Genomic DNA, 25,443 nt, shown 5'->3' with positions numbered 1-25,443 from the left:
GATTGAAAACAGACTGGGAGTTTTTCATCCATTCTTCTGATTAACTTATGAGTTTATATTCCATTGGCCGGGATGTTTTTTCCGTAAAAAATCTCATCCATCTCGATTGTCAAACGATTGGTTATTTCCTCCTGTTGCCGCTCGCTCAACTGCTCCTTTGTCCGTCCGAACAGGTAGTTGTTCAGGTCAAAATTTTTCAGCTTGCATTTTGTATGAAAAATATTCTCCTGGTACACGTTGACGTCGATCATGTGGTACAAGCTTTTTACTTCATCCGGTATGTAATTTTGGATCGAGCTGATGTCGTGATCAATAAACAGCTTGTGGCCGCAAATATCTCTCGTAAAGCCTCTTACGCGGTAATCAATCGTCATGATGTCCGTATCAAACGAGTGGATCAGGTAGTTGAGCGCCTTCAACGGCGAGATTTCCCCGCAGGTAGATACATCAATATCGGCGCGAAATGTGCTGATCCCCTCATCCGGGTGGTACTCCGGGTACGTATGAACGGTAATATGGCTCTTGTCCAGCGACATGACGACAGATTCAGGGAGGGGGCCCGGCGATTCCTCGAATGACTCCTCAGGGACTTCTACGACAGGGCCTTCCGATACAAGAAAAGTCACACTCGCTCCCTGGGGAACATAATCCTGTTTTGCGATATTCAAAACGTGGGCCCCGATAATCTCTGCTACGTTGTTCAAAATCGTCGTTAGCCGGTCGGCATTGTACTGCTCATCGATATACGCCAGATAGGCTTCGCGCTCTTCTTTCGTTTCTGTATAGCAAATATCGTACATGTTGAAGCTCAACGACTTGGTGAGATTGTTGAAGCCATGCAAAGTAACGCGCTGCTCAGGTGTCAGATTCATGTTTTTGCTCCTTTGACTGATCTGATGGCTGCGGTTGATATTCCGTCCAGATTGTGGCCATTGCTGTCTGCCGAAAAAACACATTATTTGGTAGGATACCCCGCCTTACCATGAAAATACCACGATCAGCATGTATGGAGAAAAACCGTACCGGTCTGGTGTCTTTAATGCCTGCTTTATCGGAATCTCCTGCGCCTGACAAGAAACGCCGTAAATGTCATCAGGGAAGGGACAGCCAAAGCAAAGCACAGTGTCGCCAGAACGAGAAACACATTTGACAACAGTGTAATCCCCTGCGCTTCGACAATCTGACGGTAGATCAGGTGGAAAACGATACTGAAAATGACGAAAACCGCAGCGAGCATCCTCCAGACACCGATTACCCGATTGTACTTTTCATACATCGTGTTTTTATCCGAGTAAATCGGCACTGTTCCGGGAGGCGCTGAAAAGATATGAAGTTTCCCTTGCGTGCAAACGTGGGACCAGCCGCCCGCTTCGAACAGCTCAAAGTACTCGTTCTGTTCTGACGGCTTGAGTTCATGGACGTCCAGGCTGTATTGCAGTTTTTGCGCTTCACCCTTCCGGAGCCTGTACCCCAAGAAGGCAAATGATTCAAGCAGCCACCCCTGCTCAGCCATTTCGCCAAGCTTTTTCATTTCCTTTTCCTCGGCAAATGCGAGGCCCATCGAACTCATGTAGCGCGTTTTGCCTGTCCTATTCATGATTGATCCCCTCCGTCGCTGATTTCCATGCTGCTTTCCCGTGATCCACCATCCTGGAACGCCGGTTGATCTCGCCTTCGATGATGGTCCTTCCCTTTTCTGTGGCAGTGTAGGTTTTTCGCCGTTCGTCCTCGCCTTCGCCGAGAACGATGTAGCCTGCTTCCTGCATTTTTTTTATCAGCGTATACAGGGTCGCCGGTCCGATCGTAACCTCTCCCTCTGTCAGCTCCTCCACGTATTTCATAATGCCGTAACCATGCCTGGGAGTGAGCAGGGACAACAGGATATAGTAAGCAGAGTCGGTAAGCTGCTCTGTGGCAAACGTATTATTCCGCGACAAGAAAGCACCTCCTATCGTATATCCATTTTCAATGCATCCATTCAGGATATATCCATTAACGATATAGTAAACCACCGTTTTTTCTTTGTCAATGGACGCCTTGCCAAAAAAAGAAGACACCGGCTCCCGCTCCGGTGTCTGGTCCATACCGTATTCATGAAATATCCGCTTTGGCCGGTTATTTAAACCAGCCCTTCTCCTTGAAATGCATAATCGCTTCGATCCGGTTGCTGACCCCCAGCTTATCCAGGATGACGGAGATGTAATTGCGGACCGTCCCTGTTGTCAGGTACAACTGGCTCGCGATTTGCTTCGTATTTTTGCCGTCGGCGATCAGCAGCAGGACTTCCTTTTCACGCTCGGTCAACGGATTTTCCTGACCGTACGCCTCATCCATCAGCTCCGGCGCGTAGATGCGTCTGCCCGCCATGATGCTGCGGATCGAGCTGGCCAGCTCCTCGCTGGGACTGTCTTTCAGCAGATAGCCGTCCGCTCCCGCTTTTAATGCACGCTCAAAATATCCGGCTCTGGCAAACGTGGTGAGGATCATGACCTTGCAGCCGGATGTCTTCAGCTCCTCCGCCGCATCCAGCCCGCTCTTCACCGGCATCTCAATATCCATGATGCAAATATCCGGCTGATGCTGATGGACGAGCTTCACAGCGTCCTCGCCATTGCTGGCTCTGCCAACGACCTTCATATCCTCTTCCAAATCGAGCAGGGACGCAAGAGCACCCAACAGCATCCGCTGGTCCTCGGCAATGACGATCCGAATCATATCCCCGCCTCCTTTTCCGGTTGTTTGAAGACGTTTGGCACACGCAGGACGATCGTCGTCCCGCCGTCTGAAACAATTTCCATGCTCCCGTTTACGAATTCGAGCCGCTCCCGCATGCCCCGCAGACCGTTTCCGCGGTAGCAAGCCGACTCGTCGGCGATGCCGATCCCGTCGTCCTTCACTTTGACCACCAGATCGGTCCGCGATGGCTCGATTACGACCGAACAGGCTGACGCACTGCTGTGCTTTACCACATTCGTCGCTGCCTCCTTTATGCACATCGAGAGCACCGTCTCGGTCATCAGGGAGGTTTTCGTCAAGTTGGGGTCGCCCTCTAGCTGAAAATCAATTTGGGCCGCTTCGAGAATCTGCTTGATGCGAAACATCTCTTCCTCAAGCCGCGTACCGCGCATCTGGGTTACCATTTCCCTGACTTCCTTCAATGCGATCCGCGCCGTCTGGCGAACTTCATTGATTTCAACTTTCGCCCGGTCCGGGTCCTTGCTGATCAGCTTGCCCGCCAGATCGCATTTCAACCCGATCAAAGAGAGCTTCTGTCCAAGCGTATCGTGCAGATCGCGTGCGATCCTCTGGCGTTCCTCCAGCTTGACCAGCTCCGATATCCGCTTATTGGCGTCCTCCAGCTGTCCCTCCAGCTTTTCCCGCTTGTTCCGGTTGTAGGTGGTGACGGGAAGGAGGATCACGGCGATCATGCTGACAAGCACAAACGGCAGCTGGTTGATCATCTGCGCGTTTTTCATGATAAACCCGAGATTGATCGTGACCACGGTACTGACGAGATGAATCGAGTACAGCGTATAAAAACCGACCTTGTTCTGAATATTCCCGATAAAAAACGCCAGGAACAGCGAGAAATATACATAGCCGAACAGCAGCGTCATCGTGATGGAAATGATGATTTGCACACTCGTCCAGAAGTAGATCAGCCATCCCTTGGAGAGAAACGAAAACACGTAGCAGACAAAGAACACGAGAATCATCACAATTCCGCTCACAACCTCAAGTGTAGAGGAGGAGCGGAAGATGAAATAGAACGGAAGGATATAAAAGACGACCCACACATAAGGGCTAAGACCGGTGTTTTTGTGAAGAATTTGATACCACTTCTGCATGATCGCCCACCTTTTCCACTACACTGTCTACATTAAGTGTATATGAAGAGAAAGGTTTTCGCAGGTTTATTTTCCTTCCAGACTGGGACTTCTTCTTGGCAACGGCTCTGGAGCAGATCCTGTTTTATCCAGCAAGTCCTTGATCTCCTTAAAGCTGACAAACGCCTTGTTGCGCTCATCCCACAGCCGGAACTGAAGCGATTTCAAGCTGGTGGCAAGTGTAATCGTTGTGGCCTTTTGCAGCGGAGGCGTGGCATTATGCGCCTTCTCCAGATTGTAGTTCGGAACTTTCGGACTTAAATGATGGACGTGGTGAAACCCGATGTTTCCCGTGATCCATTGCAATGGCTTGGGCAGCTTGTAATAGGAGCTCCCCTCCACGGCCGCTTTCACGTAGCTCCACTCTTCCTCGTTTTCAAAGTAGGAATCCTCGAATTGATGCTGCACGTAAAACAGCCAGATGCCGAGCAGGCCGGAGATGAAGAAGATCGGGCCTTGGATGAGCAGAAACGCTTGCCAGCCCACCGCCCAAATCATCAGTGCATACAGCGCGATGATGGCAACATTGGTCAAATACGTGTTCATCCGTTCCTTGGCTCTCGCTCCTTTGCGGTTAAAACGGTACTGGAGCACGAAGACGTAGATCGGACCGAGCCCAAACATGACAAACGGATTGCGGTAGATCCGATAAGCGATCCGGAGCCACAGCGGGGACGACAGGTATTCTTCGACGGTGAGAATCCAGATGTCGCCGACACCCCGTTTGTCGAGGTTGCTGCTCGTCGCATGGTGGATCGAATGACTATGCTTCCACTGCTCATACGGACAGAGCGTGATCACACCTGTAATGGTGCCAAGTATATCGTTCGCCAGGCGATTCTTGAAGAACGACTGGTGACAACAGTCATGAAAGATAATGAACGTCCGAATCACAAATCCGGCAGCGATAATCAAAAGAGGAAGCGTCAGCCAATACGAAACGGCCAGGCTTTGATACGCTGCGAACCATAACAACAAAAAAGGAACCAGGGTGTTGAAAAGCTGTCTGATACTCGACTTCGTATCGTTCTTCTCATAGGGGGCGACATTCTTTTTCAGAGTAGCTATGTTGGATTCGTGCATTGCGTATTGCCTCCTCGATTTGACGCTTAGAAAACGTTCAGGAACGTAGGGCGCAAATTTTTCTTACTTTCATTATAGAAAGCGCATCCTGTTCACTGTAGTCATAAACGTCAACTTGAGGATATGACATTTGTCATGGTTTTTCAGATTTTATTTCCTGTTGTGGAATTAATTGCTGGTTTGCGGTTTTGAGCAGAGCCGTTCCTTTTTATTTTTGAGCGAGAAAGCATGCATGACGAAGAGACGCTTGTCTATTTCAGCCTTGTCTGTTCAATGGAGAAGGTATCTGCGCCATGGCTGACGGCGAAAGTCTGCAAAGCGTTCAATACCTGTTTTTTCAGTGGTCCGGTGAATTTTACATGAGGTTCGATTTGCAGCAATTGAACCGTCAAATGGCGGCTTTTTTTATCCAGCCGGGGGTCCATGCGGCCGATCAGCCTGTCTCCCGCCAGTATCGGCATCGCGTAATAACCGTACTTGCGCTTTGCGGCCGGCGTATAAATTTCCCAGCGATACTCAAATGCAAACAGGTCTTCCAGCCGCTTGCGGCTCCATAACAAATTGTCCAGTGGCGGCAGGAAGTAAACGGAAATGTCTTTGTCGTCATCGGCAATCCCGTCCTGCTCTGCTTCGATGTGAGAACAGAGGCGGCCGCTGTCAGAAGCGAGGATAAAATACGGCTTGGCAAGTCCCTCCACCTCTACTCGCACCACGTCACCCGCATGAATACGCCGATCAATCGCCTCCCGCCGTTCGCTTGCACTCAGCCGCTGCCAGCCCAGCCGCGGATCGCTCGGTTCGAATACCCGGTACGCCCGGAAATACTTGTCCAAGAGCGCGCTTAGGGCCTCTCCTTTTTCCATCTTCCGGCCCTGAAGCTCGCCAGGAACGATCCGGCTGGACAGATCAAACAGGCGCTGGTTCCCTTCTCTGTCGACGACTGCAATTTGCGCCGCATCCAAAAGCAGATTGAGGACATGAGACGTCGCCTTTGTTTTGGCGCTCACATTGTCCCAATAGCCGTGGACCCGCAGATCGGATTCAAATGCTTTGGACGGCAGCGGGCCTTCCTCGCCCAGCTTTTGCAGGACGCCGTCCGCAATCGCTTTGAACTGGTCGAGCTGAGGCTGCACGCGCTCGCGCAGCCGCTGGCGAGTCGGTTCAAAGATCGGGTAATCCTCCATCGGAATGATGCAGGCGGCATTCGCCAGGTATTCGAAAAAAGCTCCGGCCCGAAGCAGCTCATCCAGAACCTCTGGCCGGTAGCCGGGAATCCGCGCTGCCAAGACCAGATGTTGATTAGGGCGGACGGCATTCACCGGATCGATCTGTACACATTCGAGACGCCGGATTGTGTCCCGTACGCGGTCTTGCAGGACTTGTGGCGAGTCAATGGGGGTGCCCTTTTCCGTTTCCGGGCTGCCGAGCAGCATTTGCGTCTCCAGCAGAAAACGCCGGAGCGCTCGTTTGGTTGATTTGATCGTTTTCATTAAAGGAACCTCCGAGGCTGGTCATTTCGTTATCCTAGCTCTTTTACCTTCGGGTTTGACAGCTTCTTTTTCTCCGCCACTTCATCCAAAAATTGCGTAAAGGTTGAATGGCCACTGTAAGTTAAAAATAACCATTCCAAAGCTCGGGTCATGGCTATATAAAGCAGTGATACCTCTCGTTCTTCTATTTCTTCCAGCGGGAATGGCATATTTTCGACTGCCACGATAAAAACCGCTCGGAAATCGAGACCTTTGGCACTATCTATGGTAGATATTTTCACTTTGTTTTCTTCACGCGAGAAGTTTCTTTTCGTTTCGGCGTTTTCTGTAACCCATGTGTACGGCAGCCCGTGTTGTTCCAGACTGTTTTTGATCTCATCAATATAGGAGACTCGATGGGTATTTTTCACTCGGTATAATATGGCAATTTCACTATACGGTATATTTTTCTCTCGTGTTAGAAAGTTAATGGACTTGGAAACAAAGTTCATCTCTTCTTGAATGTTTTGAAATCGTTGAATGAACGGTTCTGGACCTTTCCTTTTGGTTGACTGCGGAGGAATGATCTCCACACCTTCTGTCGTCCCGCTTTTTACTTTGTTCTGCAGATGGGAGTGTGCCTGAAAAAAGTTCCAAGCAAATTGCACGATTTGAGCCGTATTTCGATAATTAATCGTCAGTATTTTTGACCGCCCACGAAAATCAAGGCCAACATCTTGAGCCAAACTCGTTTTTCTCCTGAAAATAGATTGGGCGCGATCCTCTACCAGCAACAAAGACTGCGTGGTCGGGTTCAAACATTGGCACAACAATTTCAGCCAATCAGGCTCAAAATCTTGCCCCTCGTCGATTAATATTGCGTCGTACATCGGAAGGACCGCTTCTTTACGCTGCGCCTTTTCCAAAAGGATGGGAATATCAGTGTCGCTCATCTTCAGATGCTGGGTGAGCCATTCATGAAAATTGTAAACCTCTATATTGGCAGCGGAAGGAGTTCCTGGGGCATTCATCATCTCATACAGATCTTCCGGTTCATTCAGCATTTTTTCAATCATTTGCTTTAAACTTTTTGACAATGTAATCCCGTAGCAGAGAACGAGAATTCGCCAATCAGGATGTGCTTTCGCAAGCAGCCTGGCTCGACTAGCCAAGACAAGTGTCTTGCCGCTGCCAGCGACCCCGCGGATTAAACGATGCTTATCTCCCAACTGCTTTGCTAGGTTCTCTTGATGCAAATCCATTGTTTTGATATTGTGCAGAGATAAAAGAAGTTGGTCCTGATGGCGAACCGGTGATGTAAACCTGGCACCAATTCGAACCTCGGGAAACAGGTGGAAACGAATTGCCTGAATGTCTTCATTGGTCAATATATATCTCTTCGTGTTGCGAACAGTGAACATCCCGCGTATTTTCTCCAATAGTATTTCAGGAGAAAATCCGTCCTCATCAGGGTCAACCTCGTCTTGGCAAAGAACAAACTGTGGTTCAATCACATGATAAAGATTATGCTTCAAAAAATACTCCTGTTTTAAGCGGGTAAAAACCGTACCATAGCCGTAGGAAAATTTTAAATATGAGCTGTTGTCCTGTAGCAAATTCCGATCTTTTTTCAAGTGATCAGTAAGCAAACGGGCATTGTCCCTCGCTTGCTTTAAGGGACTTTTCGTTGTGACCATCCCACCGCCCTCTTTGTGCAGTATCCAGTCATCGTTATTTATTTGATAGATGGTGTTGCTCTTGTAATCTTTCACTTCTAAAACTACAAGACCAAGGTCAGGCCCTATTATGACAAAATCCGGCCTTCTTCCCCGTATCTCCGGTTCGTAGTAAACGATATAATCACTTGGTAAATGGTTTTTCAGGCACTCAAATAACATTCTCTCTCCAGCCGTCGCTCCCCTTGGGATTGTTTCCGGTACCATATAAGCCACGATCTGTCTCTCCTAGTACATTATTCCTAATTTCATTTTATTATAGTATAAGTGACAGCAAAGAAGCAGACGAAAATACAGATGAGCCGGAACGGGCCACTGGCTAGTCGCAGAAAAAAACAAAAAACACGAGCCCGCCCAAACCAGCGCAAACTCGTGTCCATTCCGCTTCGCCGCAGCAGGCAAAGCGCTTACTCTTTCACCACAAAATCAATACCGCCCAGTCCGTCCCAGTGTGCGGATACGACGTCACCTGCAAACAGCTGATGTGCGCCTGTAATGCCGCCGGATAAAATGACCTGCCCCGCCCGGAGCTTCTCCCCTTTTCTTGCCAGCATATTGGCCAGCATCGCGACAGAGTGGGCCGGGTGCCCAAGTACAGCGGCTCCCGCCCCCAAGTCCTTCATCTGTCCATTAATCGAGAGAGTCACTCCGACGAGGTCCAGCTCCAGTTCGTCCGGCCTTTTCAGGCGGGAGCCAAAAAAGACCCGGGATGACGACGTGTTGTCAGCGATGACATCGGGAAGCGTGAACTCGAAGTTTTTGTACCGGCTGTCGATGATCTCCAGCGCCGGCAGCACATACTCCGTCGCGGCCAGCACCTGCGCTCCGGTGACGCCCGGTCCCGCGATGTCTTTGCCCAGAACAAACGCGATTTCCGCCTCCACCTTTGGATGAATCAGCTCGCCCAATGGGAGAATGCCGTTGTCGATCGCCATATAATCGAAAATGACGCCGCAGATCGGCTCATGCACGTTCATCTGCTTCATTTTGGCCTGGCTGGTCAGGCCCATTTTCAGCGCCAGTACACTGTGTCCCTGCTCGTTCTTGAGCTTGATCAGCTCTTCCTGAATCAGGTAGCCGTCCTCAACGGACAGCTCGGGATACTCTGCCGTCAATTTCACGATCTCCTGCTTGCCAAGCTCGGCGTCGACCAGCTTTTGCGCGAGCGCTCTGCATACTTGTTCCGCGAGCATGCCGCTTCCCTCCTATCTGCTTTCAACCGCTGCCTGTCGCTTCGCGATCTCGGCGGCGACATCGATGATCATATCTTCCTGCCCGCCGACAGCCTTTCGCGCTCCAAGCTCGATCAAAATGTCGCGGGAATCGATCCCGAAGCGCTTTGCCGCCCGTTCCGCATGCAGGCGGAAGCTGGAGTAGACGCCGGCATAGCCGAGCACGAGCGAGTTTCTCGTAATCTCCTGGGGCACCTGGATCAGAGGCGCCACGATGTCTTCCGCCAGGTCCATCATTTTGTACAGATCGATTCCGGTATGGATGCCCATCCGCTCCATCACGGCAACGAACACCTCTGTCTGCGTGTTGCCTGCCCCGGCCCCGAGGCAGCGGACACTGCCGTCGATGCGGGTAGCGCCTTCCTTGATCGCGGCCAGCGTATTGGCCATCGCCAGAGACAGGTTGTTGTGCGCGTGAAAGCCGACCGGGACTTCCAGGCTTTCCTTGAGCGCCCGGACTCGCTCCGCGACCTGGTCGGGGAGCAGCGCTCCTGCGGAATCGACGATATAGACGACATCTGCTCCGTAGCTTTCCATCAATTTTGCCTGCTCCGCCAGCTTGGCGGGCGGGGCCATATGGGCCATCATCAGAAAGCCGACCGTTAAAAGCCCCAGCTCCTTGGAACGGGCGATGTGCTGTGCCGAAATGTCCGCTTCGGTGGAATGGGTGGCAATCCGTGCCATGCCTACACCAAGCTTCGCGGCGGCATTCAAATCCTTGATCGTGCCGATCCCCGGCAGCAGCAAAACGCCGATGGTCGTCTGCTTGCAGACGGAGACGGCCGCTTCGATCAATTCCATCTCATTTGTACGCGACAAGCCGTATTGCAGAGAAGAACCGGCCAGCCCGTCTCCGTGAGAGACCTCGATAAAGGGCACGTTTGCTTCGTCGAGCGCACGAGCCACACGGACGACCTGCTCGACGGTAAACTGGTGGTTGATCGCGTGACTTCCGTCGCGAAGCGCTACTTCGGTGACGAGAATCTCCCGTTTATCAGTCATTTCTCTTCCCTCCCTTTCAGACAGACGCCGCCCCGACGTGAGGCTTGGCGAATTCCTCCGCCACTTTGACCGCAGTCGCAGTCATGATGTCCAGATTCCCTGCGTATTTGGGCAGGTAATCTCCCGCGCCTTCCAGCTCCAGTACCACCGTTACGCGGTTGCCGTCAAACAGCGGCTCTGTACGGAGGCGATAGCCGGGCACGTATGACTGAATAAAGGCAACGGTCTGCTCGATGGAAGCGGTTATTGCCTGTTCGTCCACCTCGCCCTCCACCAGCGCGTACACCGTGTCCCGCATCATGATCGGCGGCTCGGCCGGATTGAGAATGATGATCGCCTTGCCCTGCTTGGCCCCGCCAATCACTTCCAGACCGCGGGCGGTCGTTTCGGTAAATTCGTCGATATTGGCACGGGTGCCCGGACCTGCGCTTTTGCTGGAGATGGCTGCGACGATCTCCGCATAGCTGACAGGGCAAACCCGGTGGATCGCATGGACGATCGGGATCGTGGCCTGCCCGCCGCAGGTGATCAGATTGATATTGCATTCATGCAGATGTTCTCCCAGATTGACGCTTGGAACGACATACGGGCCGACTGCTGCCGGAGTCAGGTCGATGGCAAGCTTTCCGGCCTCCTTGAGCGCCTTGGCGTGACGGATATGCGCTTTCGCCGAAGTCGCGTCAAAAACGATGTCGGCAAGCTCCGGGGCATTGTCCAAAAACTGCTTCAGCCCTCCGTCAAACACCTCGTACCCCGCTTTTTTCGCGCGCAACAGTCCGTCTGAGTCGGGATCGATCCCGATCATCGCCGTAACCTCCAAATATTTGGAACGCTCCAGCTTCATCAGCAAATCCGTGCCGATGTTCCCCGATCCAAGGATCGCAACCTTTTTCCTGGACATGGCTCTCCCTCCCTTGACACTTAGCTTGTAAACCGGACACCGACTTCGCCCAGATGGGCAATCCTGGCGCGGAACGAATCGCCCGGCTCCGCCGCGATGGCCGCAGACAAAGCACCGGATAGAATCACTTCCCCCGCTTTGAGCGGAATATCGAATTCGGCCAGTTTGTTGGCGAGCCAGGCGACGCATACAGCCGGATTGCCCAATGCCGCCGCGCCCACACCCGTATTCATAACTTCGCCGTTTTTGTACAGCACCATGCCGGCCATGACGAGGTCGATCTGGTCTGGCTTCACCGGACGCCCGCCCAATACGTAGAAGCCGGAGGACGCATTGTCCGCAACGGTGTCCTCCAGCTTGATCTTCCAGTCGGCGATGCGGCTGTCCACGACTTCGAGTGCTGGGACCACATATTCGGTCGCCAGCATGACATCGAGAGCCGTCACGCGCGGGCCTTTCAAGTCGCGCTTCAGAAAGAAGGCGATTTCCGCCTCTACCTTCGGCTGCAGCACTTTTTTGCAGGAGATGTGACCGTGATTTTCCACAGCCATGCTGTCAAGCAGATGGCCGTAGTCCGGCTGGTCTACCCCGAGCAGGGTTTGCATCGCCAGCGAGGTTAGACCGATTTTTTTACCCGTAATCACATCGCCCGCATTCACTTTCCGCCCGACGGTCAAAAGCTGCACGCGATACGCGTCTTCGACCGAAATCTCCGGCTCTATTTTCGTAATCGGCTCGACAGCCAGGCCGCTTCTCTCCGCCTCCGCCAGATGGTCGGCGAGCCGCTTGATTTTTTCCTCGTCCATTGCCGTATCCCTCCCGCACGTTGTTTCCGACCGCTATCTTTTCATCGTGATCGTCTTGGCTTCCGTATAAAATTCGAAGCTGTGCCGTCCGCCTTCCCGGCCGATTCCGCTCGCTTTTGCTCCACCAAAAGGCGTTCGCAAATCGCGCACATACCAGCAGTTGATCCACAGCAGCCCGGACTGCACCTGATCCGCCACGCGGTGAGCGCGTCTGAGGTCGTTCGTCCAGACGACGCCGGCCAGCCCGTAGATGGAGTCATTGGCGATCTGGATGGCTTCTTCTTCTGTTTCAAACGGAATGATGACGATGACCGGACCGAAAATCTCCTCTTGGGCTACCCTCATTTTGTTGTCCACATCGTAGAGCACGGTCGGCTCGTAAAAATTGCCGTCCCCCAGACTGGTGATGCGCTTGCCGCCAAAAGCGAGCTTGGCTCCCTCTGACAGTCCGATCCGGACGTATTCATCCACTGTGGCCAGGTGGCTGCGGGAGACAAGCGCCCCCATGTCGGTATCCGGGTCGAGCGGATTGCCAACCTTGATTTTTTTCACCGCCTGCACAAATTTGTCCAGGAATTGATCGTAGATGCTCTTTTGGACCAAGAGGCGCGATCCGGCCAGGCAAATTTCGCCCTGGTTGCGGAAAATCGCCTCGATCGACCCTTTCACCGCCTCATCCAGATCTGCGTCCGCAAAGACGATGTTGGCTGATTTTCCGCCCAATTCGAGCGAAACGGGAATGAGCTGGCTAGCAGCGTTCCGCATTACGGTTTTGCCTGTCGTGGTCTCCCCGACGAACGATATCCGGCGGACATGCGGGTGTGTGGTCATCGCGGTGCCGACTGTTCCGCCCGGCCCCGTCAGGATGTTCAAAACGCCCGGCGGCAAGCCTGCCTCGTTGGCGATTTCGCCCATCATGACCGCGCTCAGCGGCGTATAGGAGGCGGGCTTGACGATGACCGTATTGCCCGCCGCCAGTGCAGCCGACGCTTTCCACGTCATCTGCATAAACGGCAGATTCCACGGAATGATCAGGCTGGTCACGCCTGCGGGAGCGTATTTGGCGTAGGACATGAAGCCGTTCATTTCGTAATGTTCATGTACGAGATACTTGGCCATTTCGGCGAAAAAGCGCAAATTCCAGGCGGCTCTGGGGATGTCAAAGCCGCGGCTCTCCTTGATCGGCTTGCCGACGTCAAGCGTCTCCACCAGCGCCAATTCCTCCACCCGCTCCATGACGAGATCGGACATTTTGCAGAGAATCTTCGCTCTTTCTTCGACGGGCATCCTGCTCCAGACGCCGCTTTCAAACGTGCGCTGGGCTACCTCGATCGCCTTTCTCACATCCTCTTCGCCCGCATTTGCCACCGAGGCCAGCTTGAGATTGGTCGCGGGATCGAGCGTGTCAAATGTCTCCCCGGAGATCGCGTCCACGTATGCTCCGTCGATAAACAGCTTTGCGTCCTTCAACTTTCGCTGATTTGCCTGTGTAGTCTGACTCATGTGAAAGCCTCCTACTCTTCGATTTCCAGAATCATTTCGACTTCCACCGCATTATTGTGCGGAAGCTGGGCCATCCCGACGGCGGAACGCCCGTGCCTCCCCTTCTCCCCGAAAATCTGCACCAGCAGATCGGACGCTCCGTTCATGACCTTGGGCTGATCCGTAAAATCGGGGGCGCTGTTGACAAACCCGAGGATTTTCACCACCCGCTTTACGCGGCTCAGCTCGCCGATCTCCGCCTTGACGACAGCCAGCAGGTTGAGCATGCATTGCCTGGCTGCCATGTAGCCTGTTTCCACCGACACATCATCGCCGAGCTTGCCGCGGTATTCATCTGTCCCTTGTCCGGCGGTAAACAACAGGCTGCCTGCGCGGACACAGCCTACGTAGTTTCCTGCTGCCTGCCGTGGGGCCGGAAGCGATAGCCCCAATTCCTGCAATCTTTGTTCCGGTGTAGCCGCATGCGTAGTCATCTCCCTCTCACCTGCCCTCGCTCATATTCAGGAAGCGCAGCGCGTTTTCGCCCAGCATCGCCCGCTTCTGCTCCTCGGTGAGCGAAAGCGCATTGTCTATGACCTCGCCCGGAGGAATTTCCCGCAGCAAGAACGGGTAGTCCGACCCCATCAAAATGCGGTCGGCGCCAAAGCGGTCCACCATGTATTGAATGTTCAGCGGATCGTAGTTCAGCGAATCGAAATAAAAGCTCTTGGCGTAGTGGCTTGGCGGCTGCTCGGTCAGCCTCAGATGCGGCCATACCTTCCAGCCCTGGTCCAGGCGGGGAAGAATGTAAGGAAATGACCCTCCGCCGTGGGCAAAGCAAATCTTCAGCCGAGGGAATTTTTCCATCACGCCGCCGAGAATCAGGCTGGCAGCAGCCAAGGCCGTCTCGCTCGGCATCCCCACCGTATACATCAGGTTGTGCCGCGGCATCCGCTCTCGGCCGAGTGTCTCCCACGGGTGGACAAACAGCGGCACCTCCCACTTCTCGCACATTTCAAAGAAGGGAATCAGAGACGGATCGTCCAGGTTGTTGCCATTCACATTCGTACCGATCTCGATCCCCTTGAGGCCGAGCTCATGCATGCAGCGGTCCATTTCACGAATCGCAATCTCCGCATTTTGCAGGGGCACGGTCCCAAGCCCGAGAAAGCGCTCGGGATGCTGCCTGACCGTGTCCGCGATAAAATCGTTTTGGATGCGGGCCATCAGCTCCGCTTCTTCAGCAGGGGCCCAGTAGGAGAACGTGACCGGAATCGGCGAGATGACCTGCATGTCGACCTTTTCCCGCTCCATGTCAGAAATCCGCTTGGCAGGGTCCCACACCTGATCGGTCACTTCCCGGAACACTTTGCCCGCGACCATGATGTTGGCGCCGCACGCGCAGGTCCGCTGCAGGACGGGCCAGCGCTCGCCTTGAAATTTCTCAGCCAGATTGGGGAGGTCTTCCGGAATGATGTGCGTGTGGAAGTCTACTCGCATTTCCACTCACTCGCTTCCGGAGGCATGACGTGCCCGCAATTTTTGCATGTCCGCAGCTCCAGATTGCTGTTGAAGCCGTGAATCGCTTCTTTCACCTGAACCTCGATATTGGTCAGCTGCACGGTGGCGCGATGCATTTCGCTGTCGCACTCGTCGCAGAACCAGACGAAGTCCTCCAGCTCTCCTTCCGCCCGGTTTCGCTCGATGACCAGCCCGATCGTATCGGCTACCCGGTGCGGCGAATGCGGAACGTTGGGAGGAAGCAGGAACATCTCTCCCTCCTTGACCGTAATTACTTCGCGTTTTCCCTCGTAGTTGATGATCTCCACATAGCAGTCGCCCTTGATCTGATAGAAAATCTCCTCCGAGGGGTCCACGTGGAAGTCGCGCCGTTTGTTGGGGCCGCCGAGCAGCATGACCATCAGCTCGGCGTCTTTCCAGATCACCTTGTTGTTGACCGGCGGCTTGAGCTGGTCTTTGTTCTCCTCAATGAACTTCGCCAAATTTATCGGTGCCAGGATGCTCATGCAAATCACTCCCGTTCGCTTTTGATGGTTGCTTTTCAGCGGATTACCGCTGCGCTGACAGATCGGCCGCGCCCTTCAGCGCTTTTTGCAGCAGTACGACTTCTTTTGCCAGATGGCTGATGCGGCTCAGAACATCCTCGTCCACAATCTCGTTTTGCTGATTGAAATGGTCCGGGTGGGCGTAGACGAAGCCCGGGGCCACATAGGCCCGGAAATATCCTGCGATAGGCTTCAGTTGGTTCTCCACCACCAGGTAATGCTGGTACGTCCCGCCATTGGCGACAAATCCCATCACCTTGTTGCGCAGCGCCTGCGGCGGAATGTGGTCAAACAAGTTTTTCAGGGCGCCGGTCAGCGACCCTTGGAAAATCGGCGTTCCAATGATGTAGCAATCAGCCGACGTTACGAGATCAATTACCTTTTTCGTGTCATCGGGATAGGTGGACGGATCTCGCCCATCACACAGCGACATTTTGAAGTCCCTCAGGTCCAGCAGCTCTGTCTCAAGCTCAGGGGCTTCCTTTTTCACTTCTTCCAAGACTTTATGCACGAGGATGCTCGTCTTTGCTCCGATAATGGTTCCGGATATACCCAGCACTTTCACCGGAAACCCTCCCTTCAGGCAGATTCTTTCGGTAGACTTACACTACGTTTGCGGCTTTTGCGGCTTTTGCGGTTTTTACCGCTTTTACCGCTTTCGCCGCTTTTACCGCTTTCGCCGCTTAGTCAGCTCCGCTTGCCCGCTTGACCGGAAGCACCGACTCCGCTGTCTTTTTCCCCTCAAACACACTGAGAGCGTCATCCACAAGGGAAAAAGAACGTTCGCGTTTGTAGTTGTTGTAGAAAATCGCCCTTTTTCGGATCGGGTCGCCCGTGTAATAGCGCTCGTACTGGAGCAGCCGCTGCCCGAACGCTTCGCCGCACAAATCCCAGGCCAGCTTGAACAGTCGGACGCGCTCCGATCCGGAGATGCCCGCCCGTCCGGCGTAGTACTTCTCCATGTCCTCGGCCAGTTCCGGGTGAACCATATCGGCATCCGTCGGAGACATGAGCAATCCGCCTGCGCCGATGATTTGCAGCACTTCGATCGCCCGCGGGTACATTTTCGGGAGCAGTCCGCGAATCGTCTCGAGCGGCACCCAGCCTGGCATCATTTCACCCGAAGGCAGCACATCGCACTCCCGCTCGGCTGTCCGCAGCAGCGCCCGGATGCACTCGACGGACTGAATCAGCTCTCCCAGGTCATTTTGGACGTTCAGATACACGTCTACCCCGATGGAGTCAGCCAGGCGGACCGCCACCTCCGTGGCAAACTGCAGCTTGATCAGCCCTCTCACTCCGGTCTGGTGCGCCGGCTGCTGGGCGATTCCCGTTTTCGGATAGAGCCCGTTCGCCGCTTCCACGTTGTTGTACAAAAAGACGCGATCCCATGGAACCAGCACATCGTGGAAGACGAGCACCGCATCGCTTTCCTCGAACCGCGACGCCAGCGGATGATCGTAGACGGAGCGCTTTCCGTCCTGCATCGGCTCGCGGCACAGGATGCGCAGTCCCGGCGTATCGATCGGGATGGCAAACGCAAGCGCGTAACGCTCGTCGCCTGGCTTGAAGCCGGGGAACGAGTAGATGATCACTTCATCCGTGATCGGCGCCAGCGTGGCCAGCATTTTCGCCCCTCTGACGATCAGCCCTTCCGGTGTCTCTCTGACTGCACCCAAATGCGTAAACATGTCCTGCTGTTCATGCGAGGTCTTGCTCCGGTCATTTTGCGGGTTGATGATCGCATGTGTAAGGAACAGGTCATTGTCGCGAATGTACCGGTAGTAGCTCTTTACATTTTCCGCCCATTGTCGGTTGTACTTTTCCAGAAACGAAGCATTGCTGTACAAGGAAGTCAGAACGATATTGAGAAAATCCGGCGTTCTCCCCATCAGGCCGAACGTTGCCTTGGCGTACGCCTCATACAGATTTCTCCTTGCTTCCAGATCCTCCGCGCTTTTTACCGGGAGGAAGGCGTTGTTTACTCTCTCACCGGTTTCCTCGCAAATGTGCGTGATCTTGTCCTGATACTCCGGGTCATGCTGCATGTCGTACAGATTGGCGATTTCGAGTATAGGCTGCTTGAAAACCGCCTCATCGTACACACTTGTCACTCTGCGCCCCTGCAGCCAAATCTCCGGCTGCCGGGATTGCAAACCTTTGATGTATTCAGCACCTGAACGAATTCCCATAAACAATCCTCCCCTGGCAATGTTGTTTTTTCACCTTGAAACGGATTATAATATCCAATTTTTTCGAAAATTGTAGCGCATTTAACGTTTTTCACCGTTTTTTGGCGGGCAGATGAAAATCTTGGCATCAGCCTGACAAAGGGGGGGTTATTGGGACAAGCCCAATATTTTCGGCACGAACAGGACGGCATCTTCCCAATAGGTGATCACAAACAAAATGGCAATCGCCATCACCAAAAACGGCATTGTCGCTTTTACAAGCCGCTCAAATTTGACCTCCGCAATGGAGGAGACGATAAAGAGTCCCGTACCCACCGGCGGTGTCAACAGACCGATCGTCAGGTTGATGCAGATGATCACGCCAAAATGGATCGGATCGATCTGAAATGCAGTGACGAGCGGCATCAGCACCGGCACCAAAATAATCAGCGCGGCAATGCCGTCCAGGATCATCCCGAGCAAGAGCAGCAGCAGATTGACCAGCAGCAGAAACACAAACGGACTGTCGGACACGGAAAGCATCGTACCCGCGATCAATTGAGGGATTTGCTCAAAAGCGATCATCCAGCCAAAAATGTTGGCCATCGCGATCAAAAAGGTGACCGTAGCCGTGCTGATGACGGTATTGATCAAAATTTGCGGCAGCTTTTTTACGTGCAGCTCCTTGTACAAAAACGTGCCGACAAGGAATGCGACGACACAGGCAATCGCCGCCGATTCAGTCGCCGTGAACGCCCCGCTCAAAATCCCGAAGATGATGATAAAGGGCACCAGCAGCGCTGGCAAAACTTGAACCGTACTTCTCAGCATCTCTTTTCCCGACGCGCGTTTGCTCTTCGGAAAATTGTTCTTATACCCCAAATAGGCGATCAGAGCCGTGAAGCCGATCCCGTAAATAATGCCGGGAACAATCCCCGCCATAAACAGCCCGCCAATCGAGGTCCCTGACAGCGTCCCGTAAATAATAAAGATCATGCTCGGCGGGATAATCGGTGCGACGATGGACGACGCCAGCGTCAAGGCCGAGGAGAATTCCCGGTCATAGCCCTCCTTTTCCATTTCCGGAACCATCACCTTGCTCATCATCGCAGCCTGCGCATTGGCCGATCCGAGAATCGAAGCCAGAAACATGTTCGACACAACTGTCACATAAGCCAGCCCGCCGCGAACATGCCCCACGAACACCTTGGCGAACTGGACCAGCCTGGTCGTGATGCCGCCTCCGTTCATCAGCTCCCCGGCAAGCATAAACAGCGGGATCGCCAGCAAGCCGAAATTCTCCAGACCGGAGTAAAGCCGCATCGGTGTAGATGTGAGCAGTGTTGTGTTCCCCATGAGTAAGAAATAGACGATCGTGATCATGCCCAGGACAAGGGAAATCGGGATGCCCATCAATAAAAAGAGCAGAAACAGCAGGATTACCAATGTGGTCAACGGAATTCCTCCTCTCGGATCAGCTCGATCAGATTGGACAACAGATGGATGGCGGCAAACGTCAAGCCGACCGGCACCGCGCTGAACGGAATCCACATCGGGAGGAGGATGGCTGTCGACTTTTGAAAAGCAACGCCTGGCGACAGCACCCATGTATAGCTGTAATAGAGCATCACCGCGAGAAATACGAGCATCAGGATATGCCCGGCGATGCCTGCCATTTTCTTTACCTTCGCCGTCGCGTACTCAAGGACAATGGTAACGGCGGCCTGAGACTTGTACTTCAGTCCCAGGCTGCCGCCGATAAAACTGCTCCAGATCAATAAAAAGATCGACACCTCCCCCGCCCATGACAGGGGGGCATTCAGCACGTAGCGAAACACGACTGCGAGTGCAACAATGACAGCCATCGCAAACATGAGGACAATGGCTAAATACTTTTCCACCGTAGAAATGAGGTCGCTCAATGCTTTCATGGTCTGTTCCCCTTTGGCTGCCTATTTGCGGAATGTATCGATAAACTCTTGGATGAGCGGGTTGGTCGGTCCGTATTTTTGGTCAAACTCCTTCATGATGGGACCAAACAGAGCCGGATCGATCTCATAGATTTTCATTCCTTTGTCACTGAGCGTTTTTTTGAACTCTTCTTCCTGCCCCGCTCTGGTCGTTGCGGAAAAATCAGCCGCCGCGGCAATGGCGTCGCGAACAATCTGCTTGTCCTCATCCGGCATCTTGTCGAACGTCCCTTTGCTGACCATCGCGACCGCAGGCCACACCATATGATTGGTCACAGCCCCGTACTTCACGACTTCGTAGTATTTGTTGGTGATGGTCGCATCGAGGTCCATATCCATTCCGTCGATCACGCCGGTTTGAACGGCCGAATACACCTCGGGCAGCGGCAGTCCTTCCGTCGATGCGCCTGCAAACTTGTAAAAATCCTGCAGCGGAGGGCTCGGGGTGACCCGCAGCTTCAGTCCCGCCATGTCTTCCGGCTTCAGTACCTCTTTGTCTTTAAACAGCATCACGCGCTGCCCGGCGAATAAATAATCAAGGCCCACCAATCCCTGCTGCTCCAGTGTCGCGAGAATTTTTTTGGCTACGTCCGTATGCCTGGCTTCATTTGCCGCCTTCAGATCAGGAAATGCATAAGGCGTAAACCAGGCAGAAAATGAAGGAGACCTGGAGCTGAGATAGGCCGCTGTAATCAAGCCGAAATCGACCGAACCGGCACCGATTTGCTGAACCATGTCAGCTTCCGTTCCCAACTGGCTGGACGGATATATCTCCAGCTTCATCTGGCCTCCGGAACGCTTGTCCAACTCTTCTTTAAACTTTTCCGCCGCCAAATGCCATGTGTGTGTAGGCGGCGTAATATGGGCCAGCTTGAAGTTGTAGCTCGGCTTGGAGTCGCCGCCTGCTGCCGCAGGCTGATTGGAAGTACCGCTTGGCGCCGCATTTCCGCCGCAGCCTGCAGTCATGACAATCATCAGACAAGCCGTCAAAAGGGATGCCCCCCATTTTTTTACCTTTTTCATTGACTACCCCTCCATTTTTTCATGTACGAACCCATTCATGAATCATTGAACAAGCTGCTTTCGTCTAACCTGCCGGATCGTTTCGCCGGATAGTTCCCTTACCCCCTATCCAATATCGGAATGTTTCGATAATTTTGTGCCCGCTTTCCGTTTCAGGCAAAAAGGACGGTGCTATGATTTTACTAAATGGGAAGCTGGAGTATTGTAAAGCGCTTAACGTTTCAACCACATTTTTTGACAAAAAACGGCTTGATATCGCATCTGAATGTAAACCATTTAACATGATTTCTGTTTTTTTGTTTTGTCCATGCTCCATAGATTGAAAATACTCTTTTTCTTCATCTATAATATCCGTGGAAGGTTCTGAAAATTTAGAATTGGTGTGGCAAAACGATACGGAAAACGTTTTTGGTGAAGGGGTTTGAAGGCAATGAGCCTGTTGGAAAATGTCGTCCGCGTTTCTTCTCTCATGCATAAAATGGTCTTATGCTTTGAAGAAGACTTTACGCTGGGAGTAACGGATCGGGAAAAATTTATAACCTATATTCCTGGAAAAACCCTGCAGTTTGGCTTGTCTCCTCACGCTCCGATCAAGGAGGGCAGTCTTGCCAAGCACATCCTGGAGCAAGGCATGCCCGTCAGCAAAGTCATGGATTCCTCCGTATACGGGATTGCCTATCTGGCCGGCGGACTTCCCATCAAGGAAAATGGAATCATTGCCGGTGTCCTTGTCTTTGGAGTCGGCCTGGATCGACAAAATACGCTGACACAGATCGCCGGGCATTTGTCGTCGATCGTCGAAGAGGTTTCTGCACAATCCATCGAAATGCAGAAAGGCTCTGAAGTCTTATCCTTGCACAGCGAAAAACTGCATACCGTCACGACCGGGATGCTGGAGCAGTTGAAAACGACTTTTACCGTATTGAAATCGATCTCGCAGATTGCCAAGCAGTCCGAAATTCTCAGCCTGAATGCCTCGATTGAGGCCGCACGGGCTGGCGAACACGGCAGAGGCTTCAACATCGTCGCCGGAGAAATGCGCCGTTTGGCAACGATGTCCGGAGATTTTGCCAAAGAGATTTCTCAGAACCTCTCTTCACTCCAAGCAGAAATGGCCTCGATCTCGGAAATGGTCCTGGACTCGAAGAATCTGACCCAGGGACAGACAGAAGGCATAAGAGAGCTGGCTTCGGCCATACAGGAAGTAAACCAGGAAGCCACCCTGCTCCAGCAGATGTCAAAAATTCACTCAAGCTCCCCGACCGGGTAGTCGAAACCGCCAACCGAGCCCGTTTTTCGAGCATCCACAATTCCAATTGTAAGGAGTGTTCGATATGGTATCTCCGTTTGAAACCGATGTGAAATGGGAATCGTTCCTGAAGTACGGGACCCGGCAATTTTGTAAAGGAAAAACGATCATATACAAGCAAGGCACGATGGGAGAAGGTTTTTACTACCTCCATAAAGGTCTCGTAAAAATCATTTCCACAACGGCAAAAGGGAATGACCGTCTGTTAAACATCGTCGTTCCCGGCCAGATCATGGGCGTCCAATCCATGGATCGTCATACGCACTTCACCACAGCCGTTGCCGTAAAGAACTCGGTCGTCTACCACTTCTCCTGTGCCCAATTTCAAGAAATGCTCAAGGCTCAACCTGAATTGCTCTCGCTGTTCACACAAACTGTCAGCCAGAAACTGCGTATTCTCCTTTTTGCCATCAACATGAAAGCGCTTACTTCGGAAGAACAGATCGCCTCCCTTCTTTTGAATCTTTGCGATGATTTTAAGAACTACGAGGTTCCGCTCACCCAGCAAGACCTGGCCGACTGTGCCGGTCTGACGCGGATCACCGTCTACAAGATTCTGAAGCAGTGGAAAGAAAGCGGAATTATCGAGATCAAAAACCGGACCTTTGTCATCCAGAAACCGGAATTGCTCCGCTATCCGTATCGATACACCCAGACGGCGTTGACTGTCTAGCTTCCGCTGTCCAAGGCAGATCACGAGAAAAGGAGATCGCCATGACCAATCTGCGCTACAAATGGGCCCCGTTTTTGATGTATGGCCAAAAGCTGGAGTATAAAAAGAACGCCACCGTCTATCGCCAGGGCGAACAGGGAAACGGTTTTTACTACCTGGATCGCGGCGGTTTAAAAATCATCCTCTTATCCGCGAACGGACACGAGCGCACCATCGACTACGTGCCAACCGGCGGATTGTCTGGCGAGCACGGGGCCTTTAAAGGGCCCTACGTGACTTCCGCCATCACCACCTCCCCTTCCGTTTTGTACTTCTTCTCCGATGAAGCGCTGTCCAATATATGCAAAGATCACCCCCAGGCCGCCGTCCTTTTTACCAATTCGCAAATATACAAGGTTCGGCTGCTGGCTGAAATCATCGCATTCCAGGACTGTCCGGTCGAACAGCAGATGGCCCATTATTTGATCAGACTATACACCGTTCATGAAAATGAAAACGTCCCGATCGATCAAACGTCATTTGCCCGCTACATCGACACCTCCCGCATTACCGTAAACAAGATTTTGCAAAAATGGCGGCAGCAAGGGCTGATCGAGCTTTCCAACCGCGGTGCGATTCGCATTGCAGATGTCGAAAAGATCAGGGAAATTGCTTATAAAACCGGGGAGTTGGAGGGAATGAGCCTTTGGCAGTAGGCCGCTTCCCTCCATAAAAAAACCCCCGGGAAATCGGGGGATTTTCGCTTATGCTTCTTTCGGCAGGACAATTCCTTTGTAAAGCTGTACCGTAATCCAATAGTAAAATGTGTAGATGACCAGGAAAATGCTGATCGGTACCCAAATGCCCACATACGGTTCTTCCAGGATAAACGAGAACATGTTCATCCCTACGAGAACGTGAACCAGACCGATCAGGGCAGGAAACACGAAGACGACGAACAGCTCCTTGTAAATCGAACCGACAAGCCATTCCTGGCGAACTCCGATTTTGCGAAGCATGCTGTAGCGGTCTTTGTCCCGGGTAGCCCCGGACAGGATTTTAAACATCAGGCAGCTAGCCATCATCGCCAAAAAGGCAATTCCGAGGAAGAAGCCCATGAACATCGTCCCGCTCGTAAAGGCATAGAGGCTGGCATATGTGGTGTATTTCGAATAAAGCTGGGGACCCTCGGCTCCAGTCTCATCAGCATACAACCGGGTTTGCCGCTCATCGATTTCTTTCAGCTCCTGCTTGTACTTTAAAAAGTCATCCACCTTGGCGAGCACGACCGAGCGCTCTTCTCCCTGGATACCGCTATACGTCGTTTGATCGACGATGCGGACTGCCTTGCCGTTGATCATCTCGTAGCTGTTGATAAATTCGCCCGTGACCGCTTCCTGCCAGTCAGGGGGCATCGACTCGATGTCCGGCCCCAGGTTTTCCTCAGGATGATCATACACGCTGTACACCTTGGACGGGAGAGACGTTGACACGCGCTTGACCCGGTTGTCCGGATCGTAGTCCTCCAATCCGATCGTGTTGATTAGCGGCGGATCCGCCAGCAAATCGTCCTTCAGGTAGTAAATCCCCGCATCATCCACCTTGTATCGGTACGTGTTTTGTTCCTCGACCGTCATTGCTTTCAAGGCTTCATAGTCTGCAGGCACAGGCTTGTGAATAATGACGTCATAGACTTTTCCCATTTCCGCCATCAGGCTCACGTTTTTCTGAAAAGCCATGCCCCCAGCCATTGCCCCAACGCCGAGCGCGATCAGCATCGCTACCGTTCCGAGCACCTTTGTCAGGTTGTTTACGCGAAAGCGAAGCTGCGCGAATGTGAAAGCATTTAGTTTACGCTCATTCCACACCCGATTCTTTTTCAACGCATTTACAAACACCGGCAGCAGGGTGATGAAAATCAAATAGGTTCCAATGGTGGTAGCTGATGCCGCGATGAAGAGTCCGATTTCCCTGAGCTCTTCCATATGGACAAGCGCATAATAACCTGCTGCGAGTCCGGCAAGGCCGATCAGTGCAAGCAGAACCGTAGCGAAGCCCTTTCGCTGTACCCTGTCATTTTGCTGTTCGGCCCGGATGAGGTCCAGCTCTGTCGTACGGGCCAGCTTGATTGCATTGACCGATGACGTCAGCAGAAAGAGCACCAAAAAGAACCCGCACGTCATCATGATGGAAGGGAGATAGAAGGGCTGGTAGCCTTCAAGCGAGATATCGAGCTGCTTCATCAGCAGGCTCCCTACCCCGCTCGCCAGCCCTGCTCCCGCGATGGTGCCGATGACCAGGGAAATGATCCCGAGCACAAGCGTTTCCAAAAACAGGATTTGGCTGATCTTCCTCTTCTTCGCGCCCAATATCATATACATCCCGAGTTCTTTGCGTCTGAGCGACAGCAAGAACGAGTTGGCGTAAAAGATATAGAAGAAGGTAATGAACGCCAGCAAAACAGAGCCTACATTAAAAACGAGCTGGATCGAACTGATCACCGAATTTTGTTTCGTAAAGTCACCATTCAGCGCCAGCGTCTGGAACATGTAAAAGATCGTAATCGAGATGACCAGACCGATCAGGAGAACCAGATAGTCCTTCATCATTTTTCGCATACTTGAAAGCGAAAGCTTCAACAGCATGTGCATTCC

25 protein-coding genes are annotated in these 25,443 nt (G+C 52.7%); 3 read left to right on the top strand and 22 right to left on the bottom strand.

Going from position 1 to position 25,443, the window contains the following annotated elements; all coding sequences use genetic code 11:
* Positions 1-53: 53 nt before the first annotated feature.
* The 21 genes from speD to NSQ24_RS04665 all read right to left on the bottom strand — a co-directional run bounded on the left by speD (position 54) and on the right by NSQ24_RS04665 (position 20,828).
* Complete coding sequence (gene speD, locus NSQ24_RS04765) at positions 54-872, bottom strand: adenosylmethionine decarboxylase (RefSeq protein ID WP_024984257.1); 819 nt, start codon at positions 870-872, stop codon at positions 54-56.
* A gap of 176 nt (positions 873-1,048) precedes the next feature.
* A complete protein-coding gene (locus NSQ24_RS04760) occupies positions 1,049-1,597 on the bottom strand; it encodes a DUF2812 domain-containing protein (RefSeq protein WP_122957606.1) in 549 nt (182 codons plus the stop codon).
* Positions 1,590-1,937, bottom strand: coding sequence for a PadR family transcriptional regulator (locus tag NSQ24_RS04755; RefSeq protein ID WP_024984255.1), 348 nt, complete (start codon positions 1,935-1,937; stop codon positions 1,590-1,592). Before NSQ24_RS04755 ends, NSQ24_RS04760 begins: the two co-directional genes overlap by 8 nt.
* 178 nt (positions 1,938-2,115) lie before the next feature.
* The gene (locus tag NSQ24_RS04750; protein WP_003389308.1) at positions 2,116-2,715 is read right to left on the bottom strand and encodes a response regulator transcription factor; all 600 of its coding nucleotides are present in this window, start codon (positions 2,713-2,715) and stop codon (positions 2,116-2,118) included.
* Positions 2,712-3,848 carry a sensor histidine kinase gene (locus NSQ24_RS04745; RefSeq protein ID WP_024984254.1) on the bottom strand — a complete coding sequence of 379 codons (1,137 nt, stop codon included), beginning with the start codon at positions 3,846-3,848 and terminating at the stop codon, positions 2,712-2,714. Before NSQ24_RS04745 ends, NSQ24_RS04750 begins: the two co-directional genes overlap by 4 nt.
* A 66-nt stretch (positions 3,849-3,914) precedes the next feature.
* Complete coding sequence (locus NSQ24_RS04740) at positions 3,915-4,970, bottom strand: fatty acid desaturase (RefSeq protein WP_003389310.1); 1,056 nt, start codon at positions 4,968-4,970, stop codon at positions 3,915-3,917.
* Between the two features lie 251 nt (positions 4,971-5,221).
* On the bottom strand, positions 5,222-6,460 hold the full coding sequence (locus NSQ24_RS04735) for a crosslink repair DNA glycosylase YcaQ family protein (protein ID WP_339167337.1): 1,239 nt from the start codon (positions 6,458-6,460) through the stop codon (positions 5,222-5,224).
* Between the two features lie 29 nt (positions 6,461-6,489).
* On the bottom strand, positions 6,490-8,391 hold the full coding sequence (locus tag NSQ24_RS04730; RefSeq protein ID WP_031932083.1) for a nuclease-related domain-containing DEAD/DEAH box helicase: 1,902 nt from the start codon (positions 8,389-8,391) through the stop codon (positions 6,490-6,492).
* Positions 8,392-8,582: 191 nt separating this feature from the next.
* Positions 8,583-9,368, bottom strand: coding sequence for a fumarylacetoacetate hydrolase family protein (locus NSQ24_RS04725; RefSeq protein ID WP_003389313.1), 786 nt, complete (start codon positions 9,366-9,368; stop codon positions 8,583-8,585).
* Positions 9,369-9,380: 12 nt separating this feature from the next.
* Complete coding sequence (gene dmpG / locus NSQ24_RS04720; protein WP_243014527.1) at positions 9,381-10,409, bottom strand: 4-hydroxy-2-oxovalerate aldolase; 1,029 nt, start codon at positions 10,407-10,409, stop codon at positions 9,381-9,383.
* Positions 10,410-10,425: 16 nt separating this feature from the next.
* Positions 10,426-11,310, bottom strand: a complete 885-nt coding sequence (locus tag NSQ24_RS04715) for an acetaldehyde dehydrogenase (acetylating) (protein ID WP_003389315.1) — start codon at positions 11,308-11,310, stop codon at positions 10,426-10,428.
* Between the two features lie 20 nt (positions 11,311-11,330).
* Positions 11,331-12,116 carry a fumarylacetoacetate hydrolase family protein gene (locus NSQ24_RS04710; protein WP_003389316.1) on the bottom strand — a complete coding sequence of 262 codons (786 nt, stop codon included), beginning with the start codon at positions 12,114-12,116 and terminating at the stop codon, positions 11,331-11,333.
* A 33-nt stretch (positions 12,117-12,149) separates the two neighbouring features.
* Positions 12,150-13,619, bottom strand: a complete 1,470-nt coding sequence (locus NSQ24_RS04705; RefSeq protein WP_003389317.1) for an aldehyde dehydrogenase — start codon at positions 13,617-13,619, stop codon at positions 12,150-12,152.
* A gap of 11 nt (positions 13,620-13,630) precedes the next feature.
* Complete coding sequence (locus NSQ24_RS04700) at positions 13,631-14,092, bottom strand: RidA family protein (RefSeq protein WP_031932080.1); 462 nt, start codon at positions 14,090-14,092, stop codon at positions 13,631-13,633.
* A 7-nt stretch (positions 14,093-14,099) separates the two neighbouring features.
* Positions 14,100-15,098, bottom strand: coding sequence for an amidohydrolase family protein (locus NSQ24_RS04695; RefSeq protein ID WP_031932079.1), 999 nt, complete (start codon positions 15,096-15,098; stop codon positions 14,100-14,102).
* Entirely contained in the window at positions 15,089-15,625 is a 537-nt protein-coding gene (locus NSQ24_RS04690) for a 3-hydroxyanthranilate 3,4-dioxygenase (protein WP_003389320.1), read from the bottom strand. Before NSQ24_RS04690 ends, NSQ24_RS04695 begins: the two co-directional genes overlap by 10 nt.
* Positions 15,626-15,668: 43 nt before the next feature.
* Entirely contained in the window at positions 15,669-16,229 is a 561-nt protein-coding gene (locus tag NSQ24_RS04685; RefSeq protein WP_003389321.1) for an NAD(P)H-dependent oxidoreductase, read from the bottom strand.
* Between the two features lie 118 nt (positions 16,230-16,347).
* Complete coding sequence (locus NSQ24_RS04680) at positions 16,348-17,856, bottom strand: 4-hydroxyphenylacetate 3-hydroxylase N-terminal domain-containing protein (RefSeq protein ID WP_339167334.1); 1,509 nt, start codon at positions 17,854-17,856, stop codon at positions 16,348-16,350.
* 147 nt (positions 17,857-18,003) lie between these two features.
* The gene (locus NSQ24_RS04675) at positions 18,004-19,290 is read right to left on the bottom strand and encodes a TRAP transporter large permease (protein ID WP_003389324.1); all 1,287 of its coding nucleotides are present in this window, start codon (positions 19,288-19,290) and stop codon (positions 18,004-18,006) included.
* Complete coding sequence (locus NSQ24_RS04670; protein ID WP_338462488.1) at positions 19,287-19,766, bottom strand: TRAP transporter small permease; 480 nt, start codon at positions 19,764-19,766, stop codon at positions 19,287-19,289. The genes NSQ24_RS04675 and NSQ24_RS04670 overlap by 4 nt, the downstream gene beginning before the upstream one ends.
* Positions 19,767-19,787: 21 nt before the next feature.
* A complete protein-coding gene (locus NSQ24_RS04665; RefSeq protein WP_339167333.1) occupies positions 19,788-20,828 on the bottom strand; it encodes a TRAP transporter substrate-binding protein in 1,041 nt (346 codons plus the stop codon).
* 430 nt (positions 20,829-21,258) lie between these two features.
* Between NSQ24_RS04665 and NSQ24_RS04660 the strand changes: the two genes are divergently transcribed.
* The 3 genes from NSQ24_RS04660 to NSQ24_RS04650 all read left to right on the top strand — a co-directional run bounded on the left by NSQ24_RS04660 (position 21,259) and on the right by NSQ24_RS04650 (position 23,505).
* Positions 21,259-22,098, top strand: a complete 840-nt coding sequence (locus tag NSQ24_RS04660; protein ID WP_003389327.1) for a methyl-accepting chemotaxis protein — start codon at positions 21,259-21,261, stop codon at positions 22,096-22,098.
* A gap of 64 nt (positions 22,099-22,162) precedes the next feature.
* The gene (locus tag NSQ24_RS04655; RefSeq protein ID WP_003389328.1) at positions 22,163-22,810 is read left to right on the top strand and encodes a Crp/Fnr family transcriptional regulator; all 648 of its coding nucleotides are present in this window, start codon (positions 22,163-22,165) and stop codon (positions 22,808-22,810) included.
* A 41-nt stretch (positions 22,811-22,851) separates the two neighbouring features.
* Positions 22,852-23,505 (top strand): Crp/Fnr family transcriptional regulator, encoded by a 654-nt coding sequence (locus tag NSQ24_RS04650; RefSeq protein ID WP_003389329.1) that lies wholly within the window; start codon positions 22,852-22,854, stop codon positions 23,503-23,505.
* Between the two features lie 48 nt (positions 23,506-23,553).
* On the opposite strand, the gene NSQ24_RS04645 is transcribed toward NSQ24_RS04650, so the two are convergent.
* The gene (locus tag NSQ24_RS04645; RefSeq protein ID WP_003389330.1) at positions 23,554-25,434 is read right to left on the bottom strand and encodes an ABC transporter permease; all 1,881 of its coding nucleotides are present in this window, start codon (positions 25,432-25,434) and stop codon (positions 23,554-23,556) included.
* Between the last annotated feature and the right edge of the window lie 9 nt (positions 25,435-25,443).

Origin of the sequence: Brevibacillus sp. FSL L8-0520, from assembly GCF_037963895.1 — a bacterium.
Lineage (GTDB): Bacteria > Bacillota > Bacilli > Brevibacillales > Brevibacillaceae > Brevibacillus > Brevibacillus borstelensis.
This window is presented reverse-complemented; position numbering and strand designations above follow the sequence as displayed.